The sequence below is a fragment of the Turicibacter sp. H121 genome (genome assembly GCF_001543345.1).
Taxonomy (GTDB): Bacteria; Bacillota_I; Bacilli_A; order MOL361; family Turicibacteraceae; genus Turicibacter; species Turicibacter bilis.
In genome coordinates, this window is record NZ_CP013476.1 from 513,071 (window position 1) to 526,503 (window position 13,433).

Annotated in this window: 9 protein-coding genes and 2 other annotated features; all 9 genes read right to left on the minus strand. The window is 35.2% G+C overall.

The annotated features are described in order from the left end of the window. Positions 1 to 2 precede the first annotated feature (2 nt). Entirely contained in the window at positions 3 to 2,639 is a 2,637-nt protein-coding gene (locus AT726_RS02595) for a valine--tRNA ligase (RefSeq protein ID WP_068758942.1), read from the minus strand. A 2,054-nt stretch (positions 2,640 to 4,693) separates the two neighbouring features. Further along, positions 4,694 to 4,913 (minus strand) — a binding site (T-box leader). A gap of 315 nt (positions 4,914 to 5,228) precedes the next feature. Further along, complete coding sequence (locus AT726_RS02600; protein ID WP_055243295.1) at positions 5,229 to 6,212, minus strand: phosphotransferase; 984 nt, start codon at positions 6,210 to 6,212, stop codon at positions 5,229 to 5,231. Next, positions 6,196 to 7,653, minus strand: coding sequence for a hypothetical protein (locus AT726_RS02605; protein WP_068758943.1), 1,458 nt, complete (start codon positions 7,651 to 7,653; stop codon positions 6,196 to 6,198). The genes AT726_RS02600 and AT726_RS02605 overlap by 17 nt, the downstream gene beginning before the upstream one ends. A 584-nt stretch (positions 7,654 to 8,237) precedes the next feature. After that, entirely contained in the window at positions 8,238 to 9,533 is a 1,296-nt protein-coding gene (locus tag AT726_RS02610) for an ISL3 family transposase (protein ID WP_068758944.1), read from the minus strand. A 202-nt stretch (positions 9,534 to 9,735) separates the two neighbouring features. Further along, complete coding sequence (locus tag AT726_RS02615) at positions 9,736 to 10,821, minus strand: M42 family metallopeptidase (RefSeq protein WP_055276430.1); 1,086 nt, start codon at positions 10,819 to 10,821, stop codon at positions 9,736 to 9,738. A 193-nt stretch (positions 10,822 to 11,014) separates the two neighbouring features. Next, complete coding sequence (gene rplT, locus AT726_RS02620) at positions 11,015 to 11,374, minus strand: 50S ribosomal protein L20 (RefSeq protein WP_055243298.1); 360 nt, start codon at positions 11,372 to 11,374, stop codon at positions 11,015 to 11,017. Positions 11,375 to 11,417: 43 nt separating this feature from the next. After that, positions 11,418 to 11,615 carry a 50S ribosomal protein L35 gene (gene rpmI / locus AT726_RS02625; RefSeq protein ID WP_055243299.1) on the minus strand — a complete coding sequence of 66 codons (198 nt, stop codon included), beginning with the start codon at positions 11,613 to 11,615 and terminating at the stop codon, positions 11,418 to 11,420. 24 nt (positions 11,616 to 11,639) lie between these two features. Beyond that, positions 11,640 to 12,107, minus strand: a complete 468-nt coding sequence (gene infC, locus AT726_RS02630) for a translation initiation factor IF-3 (RefSeq protein ID WP_055243300.1) — start codon at positions 12,105 to 12,107, stop codon at positions 11,640 to 11,642. A 94-nt stretch (positions 12,108 to 12,201) separates the two neighbouring features. Beyond that, positions 12,202 to 12,341: a sequence feature (ribosomal protein L20 leader region), on the minus strand. Positions 12,342 to 12,395: 54 nt separating this feature from the next. After that, positions 12,396 to 13,382 carry a CvpA family protein gene (locus tag AT726_RS02635; RefSeq protein ID WP_055305589.1) on the minus strand — a complete coding sequence of 329 codons (987 nt, stop codon included), beginning with the start codon at positions 13,380 to 13,382 and terminating at the stop codon, positions 12,396 to 12,398. Positions 13,383 to 13,433 lie beyond the last annotated feature (51 nt).

Here is a 13,433-nt window from a genome sequence, read left to right on the forward strand (position 1 = left end):
GATTATTTTTGAAGTTGAGTTAAACGTGCTTCAACTGTTGCATACTTTTCTTTGTAGTCTGCTAATTTGTTACGTTCTTCTTCAACTAAGTGAGCAGGTGCTTTCGCGACGAATTTTTCATTTGCAAGTTTTGATTCTCCACGTTTAACTTCTGCTGCTAATTTTTTTAGCTCATTATTTAAACGTTCAATTTCAGCACTTACATCGATTAATCCTTCAGTTGGTAAGAAAATGTCTGCACCTGTAACAACGGCTGTCATTGTTTCTTCTTCTACTGTTAAATCTTTTTCAATCACTAATTCACTTGGGTTACAGAAACGTTTTAAGTACGCTTGGTTTGTACTTAAGTTTTCTAATACCTCTTCTGATTTAGCATTGATGAAGATACGGATTTGTTTGCTCATTGGTGCATCAACTTCTGCACGGATGTTACGTACTGAGCGGATGATATCCATTAATAACGTGAAGTTATTGATTGCTTTTTCATTGTTATACTCTGGTTTAACAACCGGCCAAGCAGCTACCGCACACGCCGTATTTCCACGAGTAATCATTTGATAGATTTCTTCTGTTACGAATGGCATGAATGGGTGTAATAATTTCACGATTGATTCTAAGACGTAAGTTAAGACCATACGAGTTGAGCGTTTTGCTTCTTCATCTTCACCTTGTAATGGTAACTTCGCCATTTCGATGTACCAGTTACAGAAGTCTTCCCAGATAAAGTTATATAAATGACGTCCTACTTCACCAAATTCGAATTTATCAGCATTGTAGTTGATCGCTTCGATTGTTTCATTTAAACGTCCTAAGATCCATTGATCTGCAACATTTAATGTTGCTTCTTCTAATTTCACATCTTCACAAGTCATTCCGTCTAAGTTCATGATAACGAAACGAGAAGCATTCCAAATTTTATTGATGAAGTTCCATGTTGATTCAACTTTTTCTTCGATATAACGTAAGTCTTGACCTGGTGCTGAGTTTGTTGTTAAGAAGTAACGTAAGCTATCTGCCCCGTATTTCTCAATAACGTCCATTGGATCAACCCCGTTACCTAATGATTTACTCATTTTACGTCCTTCAGCATCACGAACTAATCCATGGATTAAAACATTTTTGAATGGACGCTCATCTGTGAACTCCAAACTTTGGAAGATCATACGAGATACCCAGAAGAAGATGATGTCATATCCAGTAACTAATGTATCCGTTGGGAAGTAAACTTTGAAGTCTTCACATTCAACATCTGGCCAACCTAATGTTGTGAATGGCCATAATGCAGATGAGAACCATGTATCTAATACGTCTTCATCTTGGTTCCAGTTTTCAATGTCTGCTGGAGCCTCTTCTCCTACGTACATTTCACCTGTTTCTTTATGATACCAGGCTGGAATTTGGTGTCCCCACCATAACTGACGTGAAATACACCAGTCATGAATGTTTTCCATCCAACGTAAGAATGTATTTTCGAAACGGTCTGGTACAAAGTTTACTTTGTTATCTGTTGATTGGTTAGCAACTGAACGTGCTGCTAATTCTTCCATTTTAACGAACCATTGAGTTGATAAGTATGGTTCAACGACTGCATCTGTACGCTCAGAGTGTCCAACTGAATGAACGTGTTTTTCGATTTTTACTACTAATCCCGCTTCCTCTAAGTCAGCTACTAATTGACGACGGGCATCGAAACGATCCATCCCATTGTATTTACCTGCTAATTCATTCATTGTTCCATCTAAGTTCATACAGATTGGACGAGCTAAATCATGACGGTTTCCAACTTCGAAGTCGTTTGGATCGTGAGCTGGTGTAATTTTAACAGCACCTGTTCCAAAGTCCATTTCAACGTACTCATCAGCGATAACTGGAATTGGTTTGTTGTTTCCTGGGATTAAGACGTTTTTACCTAATAAGTGTTGGTAACGCTCATCTTCAGGGTGAACCGCAACAGCTACGTCTCCGAACATTGTTTCAGGACGAGTTGTGGCAACTTCTAAGAACTCATTTGTTCCTTCAATCATGTATTTGAAGTGGTAGAATGCCCCTTCGATTTCTTTATGGATAACCTCGATATCTGATAAAGCCGTACGTGCAGCTGGATCCCAGTTAATAATACGCTCACCACGATAGATTAATCCTTTTTCATATAATTGAACGAAAACTTTACGAACAGCTTTTGATAATCCTTCATCTAATGTGAAACGTTCACGAGAGTAATCTAATGAAAGTCCCATCTTTTCCCATTGTTGACGAATGAATCCTGCATATTCTTCTTTCCATTCCCAAGCTTTTTCTAAGAATGCTTCACGCCCGATATCGTAACGAGAAACACCTTGCTCTTTTAAACGAGCATCAACTTTTGCTTGAGTTGCGATTCCTGCGTGGTCCATACCTGGTAACCATAACGCATCAAATCCTTGCATACGTTTCATACGAATAATAATATCTTGTAATGATGTATCCCATGCGTGCCCTAAGTGTAACTTACCTGTTACGTTTGGTGGTGGAATAACGATCGTATACTTCGGTTTATTTGATTGTGGTTGAGCTTTGAAACAATCTTGCTCATACCAAAATGCATATTTACCTTGTTCTACATCTAAATGATTATACTTAGGTGCTAAGTTTTTCGTCATTTTAGTGTCCTCCTTTTCTTATTTTGTGATAGATGGAATGAATGCCATCTATTTAATTTCAGCTCTACTCGTTGATGTCTTATTCCTTACTACTTTTATGAAGGATAGGCACCAAAAACTCAATAATCAAAGCGTTCAAAAATCTTACATCATGTGTGGACTTGCATCACACTAGAATCATGAAACACTAACCTTACATTGGCTTTCTCACTCAGTTATAGGTTCTCAACTAAAAAATTTTTGGAATAATCTTAGCACAACTTGAAGAAGTTGCGGCAAATATCAAATGGATGTGTCATGATATTTGTTAGATCCCTAAAACGGGTTGGAATAATCTTTACACAACCTGGTGAAGTTGCGACAAATACCAAATGGATGACTAAATGATATGTGTTGAATCCCTATATCTAAATGAAAAATCAAGTTAAAACAAATGTAACAATATCTGCGCGAGACCACCTGGATAATACATAATATAAAATATTTAAACTCAAATACCTCTAAGTAATACTTTGGTTTATGTCTCATTCGTGACAAATATTAACTTAGTCTAAATGGAATCTTAAGCGGGACTTTTGTTTACCCCATTTATATCGACATCTCTTAAGTGTAATGTTAATCAGATAGCTAATCTTCTCGGTATCAAGTCGTGTCTCTTACTTATATCCGTAACTTCATTCAACTTTTATTCATTCCTACCTCTTATGGGTTCCCTACCGCACGTGGCAAAGCTCGTGCATTTCCTCAACTGGTAGGGTATAGGTTCCCTGGCATTTTCTGAGAAAATATATCCTCAACTACTAGGGTATGGGTTCCCTACCGCACGTGGCAAAGCTCGTGCATTTCCTCAACTGGTAGGGTATGGGTTCCCTGGCATTTTCTAAGAAAATATTTCCTCAACTACTAGGGTCCGGATCAATAAAACTTTTAAGAAATAGTCCCGTTGCTTCTATCATTAAGTTTTTATCCTAATTAAAAAAGGCAATTAGTAGATTTTACGTAAACAAGTAAAACTAATAAAAATCCATCATTGAACCACCTGGATAATGGGTTCCCTAGCATTTTCGTAGAAAATATTTCCTCAACTACTAGGGTATGGGTTCCCTAGCATTTTTGAAGAAAATGTATCTTCAACTACTAGGGGATGGGTTCCCTGGCATTTTTGAAGAAAATGTATCTTCAACTACTAGGGTATGGATCATATACATTCTTACGATTAATCATACTTGTTTTATTGTTTCTTTTTGTAACGAGCACTTCCTATCATTTGACTAAATCAGTAAAACTAGCAAGATTTTATGACGACCACCTGGATAATGGAGAGATAAAATCTTTAATATACATTTGCCTCATTGTTTCCGCTTGTTTCTCATTCAAGAATAATCTTTAGCATCATCCAACTAAGCTTGTCATATTAGTAAGACTTCACGATAACCACCTGGATAATGGGTTCCCTACCGCACGTAGCGAAGATCGTGCATTTCCTCCATTGGTAGGGTATGGGTTCCCTACGCTACGTAACAACGTTCGTAGCTTTCGTCGATTGGTAGGGTATGAAAATATAAAATCTTCAAATATACAGCTGCTTGATTGCCTCTGCTTGTTTTATTCAAAATGAGCCGTGCACATGATTCAACTCAGCTAGTAAAGCTAGTAAGATTTCATAACGACCACCTGGATAATGGGTTCCCTACCGTACGTAGCGAAGATCGTACATTTCCTCGATTGGTAGGGGATGAAAATATAAAATCTTTGAATTAGTCTACATCGATTTTATCGCTCTTGCCTAATCTTATTTAAGATAAATCCTTTCTAATTTTGCATCGTTTCTAATTTGATTTCACTTCCATGTTAAAGACACAAGACTGTTTTTAAGAACTTTAGCATCTCATATTTAATACATCGTTTCATCACAATCTAGCATCTTCGATGACAAAACATCTTAAGGCTGACGTCTACAACTAAAAGCATTTAAGGATAACATCGGCTATTGCGATGTATAGTTACACTTCAAGCTATGCTTGATTAGTATAACTAAAAAAGCATTCCGTCCTAATAAGGACGAAATGCTTAAGATTCCGCGGTACCACCTTGATTGTAAGTTTATTGACTTACCACTTCATGCTTTAACGCAGCTAACGGAATTTCTTACTATTTATTTCAGAAACTCAACTCACAGGCTACCTTCAAAGCTATCACATAAAGTTCTTTCACCAACTGAACTTCTCTCTTAAATGTGAGGGAACTTCTACTCCTCCTGGTCATCGTTTTTCAACTATCACAATATATATGTTAGTATTCTACAACAATGCATAAATTTATTCAAGAGTTACTAGAGAAATTCAGATGAATTCCCTTAAATCTTCACATTTTAAGTTTCTCCTAAATAATTTTGACTTTTTCACCAACCAACTGTTACCACATATTCATCACGCATAAACTATATTATAGGGGGTGAGTATATGGGACGTTATCAGCGAGGAGGAGGCAGATTTAGATCCTATTTACTATCATTACGTTCAATCATCGCATTATTATTTTTTTATCAACTCTATCTAATTATTTTCTCATTTTCTCAATTTGATTTTGTTATGTTGATGATCCTTGGGGGCTTGCTTGGTTTGTTGTGGTGGGTTTGTTAAATTGATTATAAACCTGCAACGCCATTAAATGAGGCGCAATACATTCATTTAATAACGCAATATTAATAAGTGAATGATCTTGTAATGTTTGATTAAGTTCGTCTAAATCAATGCAAAGAGAGCGAAAAAAGAAATAGTGCCGCAAAGCTGCGGCCTTTTCATTTTTCACATAATCTAAAATAATCGAATGTAGTCCTGGAACTTGATGATAGTTTTCTAAAAAATAATACATGTCTAACGAAGAAATGGAAAACATACTTTTCTCAAAATTAATTAAATAAGTTGATTTCTCTGTGACTAGTAAATTTGCCACATTCACATCACCATGTATTAAGCTGATAGGTAATTTTTTCTCTCGTTTAATTAAATCATAAAATTTCTTTAATTCATCATGCGCATGATGAAGCATTGTATAAAGCATCGGATATACCATCATAAAGTACCACTCAAATGGTGAACGATCTCTCTGTAATTCATAAACTTCCATATTTTTTTGAAGACAATCATAACTATCTTGTAATCTTTTATAGTCTTTATTATAGATACGCTGTAATTCATCATCACTAACATCGACTTCTAAGCTAGTCTCTGAGTGTAATTTACCTAATAATTCAATATAATAATGGATTTGTTGTTCAAGCGGCAACGGAATAGTTTGAACATAATCCGTCAAATAAAAGAAATGATCTCGCCATGGAACATAGTGTTGGTTATCTTTTGTTCGATAAATGGGTAAAACATTACGGGATAATGCTTTATAAGCAAAAAGTTGCTTCATGATAAAGTCATCATCCCCACTCGCGACTTTCAATAGATAATCATGATTTGAGGCCCTAACCTTCATTGATTTATGAGTAATGGGAGTCACAGACTCAACGGCTAAATCATAATGGGTTTCAACAAAAACTTTTATCTCATCGTAATTTGCCATAGTTAATCATCACACGATCACCACAATGTAACGGTGAATTTAATTGTTCCAGATTATAAATAGCTTTTTCAGGAACATTGTATTTCGTGCAAATATTTGTAATTGTTGTTTCCTCTTCTTGAACGAAAATAATTTTTAAAATACTCTCCCCATCTAAAAATTGATTTGCAATTGAATCTTCCCCTGAATAAGTTGAAATTGGTGCGATTACCTCAGGTTCTTCAACCACTTCATCTTCTACGATTACTTCTGGTTGAGAGACAAGTGTTTCCTCTACCATCGGCACTTCTTCTACAACTGGAGCTTGCATTACTTCTTCTACCACTGGTTCTGTTTCTTCTAATGAATATAACATTTCAAAAATATCAGATTTTTTAGTTTCAACAGGTACTTCCTCAACAACTGGTTCTGTTTTTAACGGGAATGGAAGAATTTCTTCATCCTCTTCTTCTACCACTGGTGTCACTGGCTGCTCTTCTACCTTTTGTACTTTAGTCACTGTCGGGATTGGCGCAACAGGTTTTGGTTTCACCTTCTCCACTACCTTCTCTACAACTTCTTCCACAATTGGTTCCGCCTCTTCAACAATCTCTGTTGGTGTTACGTCGTTAGTCACCTTCTCAACAATGACTTCCGGTACAATTTCTTTTGCCTTTTCAACGACTTTTTCAAGGAATGGTTCTGACTTTTTCGTTTCATTCACTTGTTTTTCAACAACCGGTTCTACCACCTCTTCAACAACTGATTCTACTACCGGTTCTTCAACAACTGATTCTACTACTGATTCTTCAACCGGTACCGGTTGTTTATTAAGAAATTGTTTAATTTTATCTGTTAATACTTCTTTACGTTCTGTAGCTAATGATGGATCAACAGCGTCTTCCTTATGATCTAAAACAACTTCATCAAAATCAATGTAATCTAAATCATCAGTCTCATCCTCTTCTACCACTTCTAATACTTCTGGTTCAACCACTACATTTTCTTGAGTTACGGGTGCTTCAGCAACTACTTCATGCCCTGACGGTACAACAGCAGCTTCTTTTGTAAACATAACAGGAGCTTGTGTTTGACCCTCAATTTCATGATCTTCTTCTACAAGTGTAATTGGACTCTCCCAATCATAACCATCTAAACTAAGATTTAATGTTAAAAATAAATTGTTTCCATCTTGTACCTCATAATCAAAATTTGTAATATCCGTTTTAATTTCACTACCACGTCCATTATTTGGTAACGTAATATCAAGTGGAATATACTCTGTAAATGTTTCTTGTGTTCCGTGATTTGTGACATACTCTCCATCAATTAAAACTTGTCCACGTAATGATAAATAATCTCCTTCATCATACGCTTTTGTCTGCGGAACAATATTAATTGATACGATATCTTCTATGTTACTGATCGGTAATGTACAATCCCAATTAAATGAATAACTCATGCTAGACCCTCCTAATTTGATATTTCAGTTCATTATATTCTATAATCATAAAAATATGAGACTTATTCATTAGCTTAGCCACGCATCTACGGGCTTTTTTTGCTCATGAAACTTTAAATTTCTCTTTGTAGTAACCGTCAGCTGTTATTTTAAACACCTTTCTATATTTCCCATCATCCCTTATCCCGTAATTTCATCAAATATATGCCAAGTACTTCGTTAAAATTCGAATTTTTACCAATATTCAATATTTTTAATCTGATAATCTATATTTTTAAAAAAGTTTATGGTATAATACTGTTATCCAATAATTGGATAACATAACACTACCCTTGTTGGTATAACATACTCTATCCAGTTGTACCAACTTATTTATTCTCTTTCCATTCCAATGTTTTATAATTACCCTTTTGAGGTTGAATGGACCTCATCTTTCTCAAAAAGAATCCATTATAATGATTCTTTTCTCTAATTAACAACAAAAAAGACAGTTAATCTTCTCGTTTAGCTGTCTTTTTTAGGCTCTTTGTCAACTGGTGTGGGTGAAGAAATATTATACCTGTAATCGTGAGGGATTAAGCTGCTCATTGAGCAGTTTGATTCCTTTTATTTTTTTGTTCAAAGGTGTACTTATGGATAATCAAAATTCTAGCTTTGAAATGATAGAAACTACGGTATCCAAAGGCCATGCGTTTAATCACTTTAATCTTGTTATTAATCCCTTCAAGCACTCCATTGGTATAAGATGTTTCAATCGTATTTTTGATATAATCTTGGTAGTTAGTTAATGTTTTTAAAGCTGTTTTCATTTCAGGTGAAAGTAAGTCAGAGGGGTTTTGAATGGCATGATGAAAAGCATCAAAGTTGCGAAGTTTGATGGCCTGTTTGATGGTTTGATAGAAGTCATAAGTGGCTTTTAATTCCGGATCTAAAGCGAGTAAAAAGTCGATGATTTCTTGTTGAGAAATCTGCTTTTTGAAACAGTTAGAATAGAAGTAGTGGGTAGAATGGATATCCTCTTGGGCTTTTAATAAAAGGCGCCAATAATGTTTGAATTTATTGTAGAATTCTTTGTTTTGGTTCATGAAGCGAATACGAGTTTTATTGAGGGCACGAGATAAAAGTTGAACGACGTGGAACTTATCTAAAACAATTTTAGCGTTGGGAAACACCTCTTTAATGAGTGTCATATACGGAGCATACATATCAATAACAACGTGAGTTACACCTTCACGGGCCTCCTTAGAAAATCGCATGAAATAAGGTTTTAAAGTGCTTAGACGACGGTCTTCAACGATATCAATTAACTTCCCATTAGAAGCATCACAAAAAATGAATGACATAGCCCCTTCCGCTGATTTGACCGACTTAAACTCATCAAAACAAAGCACCTTTGGAAGAGAGTTAAAATGAAGGGATTGTTCCTCGTACGATGTATGAATGATCCGATTGACCGTTGAATGGGATACGTTGAGTTCACGGGCAATATCTGACTCGGATTTTTTATGGCTAGCCTCTAGGAAAATGGCTTGTTTAAGGGGATTAGAAAGGTAACAATTAGATTCCACAAGAGAGGTTTTAAGCGTAAAGGTACGATCACAATGACGGCATTTATAGCGTTGCTTTTTTAAATCGAGATAGGTATCAAAGCCAGAGAGTTTCATCATCTTAATACGAGAGGTTTTGAAGCCGTGTTTAATGATTTGTGAGTCAAAGAGATGACCACAGTTGTAACAATGGGTCGGTTGAAAAGAGAGGATACCAGAAATCACCTTAGAGCGGATCCCGTTAATCTGAACATCTTTCATCCAATTTTCTGAAAAAGTAATATTTTTATCTTTTAAATCGAGTAAAGTTAAGATACAATTATTGTGAGACATAAACCCAATCCTTTCGTGTTTTTTTTGGTCAATTACATGGTATAGAATTTGGGACGTGATGTCTCTTTTTTTATACTTATTTTTTATTCCAAATAAAAGAAGTGTGGGAATCACCCACACCAAATATTATAGAACCCTTTTTTATTGTTAAAACATCTCAAAAAAGGCACTCTTTTTGGAGTGCCTTTAATTATATGAACGACTATTCAAACGTAATTTTATGAACAGTTTCTTTATTTAAACGTTTAACCACTTCAGTCATTAATTTAACTGTATTTTCATAGTCATCACGATGAATCATTGATGTATGAGAGTGAATATAACGAGAAGCAATACCCACTGACATCGCTGGTGCTCCATCATGTGCTAAATGCATTTTAGCAGCATCCGTTGCTCCACCAGGTGTCACATCAAATTGGTAAGGAATATTTAATTCTTCTGCGACTTCAACGACAAAGTCACGTAATCCTTTATGACCAATTAATCCACCATCAATTAACGTGATGATTGGACCTTTCCCCATTTTAGCTTGAATTTGATTTGTTACACCAGGCACATCACCAGCTAATCCAACGTCTAATGCAAAGACGATTGATGGATTAATCATTTGACTAGTCGTTGCAGCTCCACGACATCCGACTTCTTCTTGAACCGTTCCTACACCATAAACAATGTTTGGATGATGTTCTCCTTTTAAGTTATTTAATACTTCAACTGCTACAGCACATCCAATACGGTTATCCCATGCTTTTGCTAATAAATATTTTTCATTGGCCATCGTGCGGAATTCGATATATGGCGTAATCATATCTCCTGGACGAATCCCTAACGCTTCAACTTCTTCTTTACTATCTACACCTAAATCAATGTACATATCTTTAATATCCATCGGTTTTTGACGAGCTTCTGCAGATAAAATATGAGGAGGAATTGATCCGATTACTCCATGATAAGTTTTGCCTGAGTTAGTTGTGATAGTCACTTGTTGAGCAAGCATAACTTGCCCCCACCATCCACCTAATGTCACAAATTTAATATATCCATTATCATCAATTTGGCGAACCATGAATCCAACTTCATCCATATGTCCTGCAATTAAAATTTTAGGACCATCTTCTTCCCCTACTTTTTTCGCAATTAATGATCCAATGTTATCTTGATAAATTTCATCGGCACTATCCCCGATATATTTTTTCATCACTTCACGCGCTTGACGTTCTTGCCCTGGAACAGCATTCGCATCTGTAATTTCCTTTAAAAACGTTAATGTTTGATCTAGTTGATTCATTACGTTCTCTCCTCCTAGTTATAATTTTCTATAAATAGTATCATATCACTTTATCTAATAATTGGAAATAGATTTGAAATATCTTTTTATTCGACATCAACAAACTTTTTACCTAATCAAAGACTTGATTATAAAAAAAGACACTACCAAGTAGTAGTGTCTAATAAGATTTTAAAAATAATGATCAAATTAATTATTTGTTCATTGCTTCTTTAGCAGTGTTTGCTAAAGTAGCGAATGCAGCAGCATCAGATACAGCTAAATCTGCTAACATTTTACGGTTAACTTCGATTCCAGCTAATTTTAATCCGTGCATTAATTTGCTGTATGATAATCCGTTCATACGAGCAGCAGCGTTGATACGAGTGATCCATAATTTACGGAAGTCACGTTTTTTCTGACGACGGTCACGGTAAGCATATTGTAATGATTTCATTACTTGCTCGTTTGCTGTTTTGTATAATGTATGTTTAGATCCAAAGTAACCTTTTGCTAATTTTAAAACGCGTTTACGACGTTTGCGTGATACAACTCCACCTTTTACACGTGGCATAATGAGTTCCTCCTTTGTTGTTACGAAAAATGTTTAGTGATTATTATAAGCTATATAACATATCTTTGATACGTTTGTAGTCGCTGTTTGATACGATAGCAGCTTTAGCTAAGTGTTTCTTTTGTTTAGTTGTTTTGTTATGAGCTAAGTGGCTTGTATAAGCGTGAGAACGTTTTAATTTCCCTGATCCTGTACGTTTAAAGCGTTTAGCAGCTCCACGATGAGATTTCATTTTTGGCATGGTAGAGTTCCTCCTTTATCTTTTCTACTTTTTCTTTGGTGCTAAAACGAGAAACATTGAGCGTCCGTCAAGTTTTGGATTTGATTCAAGATCCGCAATTTCAGCACACCCTTCAGCAAAGCGAGTTAAAACATTACGTCCGAATTCAGTGTGTGCGATTTCGCGACCTTTGAAACGTACGCTAACTTTAACTTTATCACCTTTTGTAAGGAATTTTTGAGCATTTTTTAATTTTGTATTAAAGTCATGCTGTTCGATGTTAGGACTTAAGCGAACTTCTTTTAAAGTCACAGTTGTTTGGTTTTTTCTAGCCTCACGAGCGTGACGTTGTTGTTCATAACGGTATTTACCGTAGTCCATAATACGACAAACAATAGGATTTGCTTGTGGTGCAACACATACTAAATCTAAGTTTTTCTCAGAAGCAGCACGTAATGCATCTTTACGTTGCATTAAACCAAGTTGTTCGCGGTTAGGACCAATCACTAACATTTCCTTAGCGCGGATATCTTCATTGATTAAGCTCTCGTTTTTTACATTCTTCTTGCTAATGATGAGCACCTCCAATTTTATAGAACATTCATGGAAAAAAAGAAAAACGTAAGCACTTAGTAAGCGCCCACGTTTAAATCACAATCACATTAACAATATCGTCGTAACGATAGTGACGTTTAACCTATCAGCTCTAGCTAATCAGGTGAGAAGTGGGTACTTCTTCTTTCCACATGATATTCACATTTATTGATTATAACACCTCAATTAGTATATGTCAATGAAGTGTTACATATTCTTTAACTTTTTTAGATTATCATCATTTAGCATGCCGCTATTGATTAAAGTCTTCAAAGCTTCATCACTGATGACTTCATCCTCAATAAGTCTATCATACGTTCCATTGCGAATCAACTCTTTATAATAAGAATTAAAAATTTCCAATGTGATGACATTATGATCGATATACGTCTTCATGCTAGTTAAGTAAGCCTCCATCTCATGTGCATCTATTTTATTATCAAGAAAGAAACTTAAATATGCTGACGTCGTGGCCATAAAAGGAAGAAACTCTTTAAATGCCGCTTGAATTTCTTGACGTTGATTCGGGTGTTTCTTAATAAACTGCTCTAATTGATTCAGATTAACTTTATTATTAGCAAAGAGATCATCTAATTCATTGCCAAATAAATCAATACTCTTTTTCACGTCTTCATACGGTTGATAAAATTCCTCCACTAAATGAGACACATACGGATTCACCTTAAGTAATAAATTGCTCAGTGAATAAGGTTTAACGAAATCAAATAGTGGAAAGGCTAAAATAATAACGATCACGATAACGTACGTATATGCATTTAAAATACTTAATAAAACACTTAACAAACCATCACCAATCCGATTAAATTTTGCGGATGGAAAAAAATATTGATGCCATTCATAATTAACTGAAAAAACATAAACTACACTCTTAATAATCACAAATGCAACGACAAACAAAATAAAAAAAACAATAAAAGGAATGATATTTTCTTCATAAGGCTCAATTAAATAATAAAAACTATCTGGTACAAATAAAGATACTTTAAGCTTCTTAGGAAGATAAGATACCACTTTATTGACAAGTGCCCCCGCTACTAAAGCTGATAAAAAAATTGAAAAGAGGTGAATCACTAAATTGACAAGACTAATTCGATAAGAACGTTGATAACCAACGATTGATGCGATACAAAAAACGATGAATATAATTAAATCAACAACTAAAATTTTTATCACTTCCATTCCCCCATGACTGCCACCACTTTGGATGTTTATATCTATAACTAT

Excerpts from the sequence above, each read along its gene's own strand:
- AT726_RS02605 (WP_068758943.1), bottom strand. The coding sequence starts at position 7,653 with ATGAGTTATTCATTTAATTGGGATTGTACATTACCGATCAGTAACATA.
- AT726_RS02610 (WP_068758944.1), bottom strand. The coding sequence starts at position 9,533 with ATGTCTCACAATAATTGTATCTTAACTTTACTCGATTTAAAAGATAAA.
- rpmI (WP_055243299.1), bottom strand. The coding sequence starts at position 11,615 with ATGCCAAAAATGAAATCTCATCGTGGAGCTGCTAAACGCTTTAAACGT.
- rplT (WP_055243298.1), bottom strand. The coding sequence starts at position 11,374 with ATGCCACGTGTAAAAGGTGGAGTTGTATCACGCAAACGTCGTAAACGC.
- AT726_RS02600 (WP_055243295.1), bottom strand. The coding sequence starts at position 6,212 with ATGGCAAATTACGATGAGATAAAAGTTTTTGTTGAAACCCATTATGAT.
- infC (WP_055243300.1), bottom strand. The coding sequence starts at position 12,107 with ATGTTAGTGATTGGTCCTAACCGCGAACAACTTGGTTTAATGCAACGT.
- AT726_RS02595 (WP_068758942.1), bottom strand. The coding sequence starts at position 2,639 with ATGACGAAAAACTTAGCACCTAAGTATAATCATTTAGATGTAGAACAA.
- AT726_RS02615 (WP_055276430.1), bottom strand. The coding sequence starts at position 10,821 with ATGAATCAACTAGATCAAACATTAACGTTTTTAAAGGAAATTACAGAT.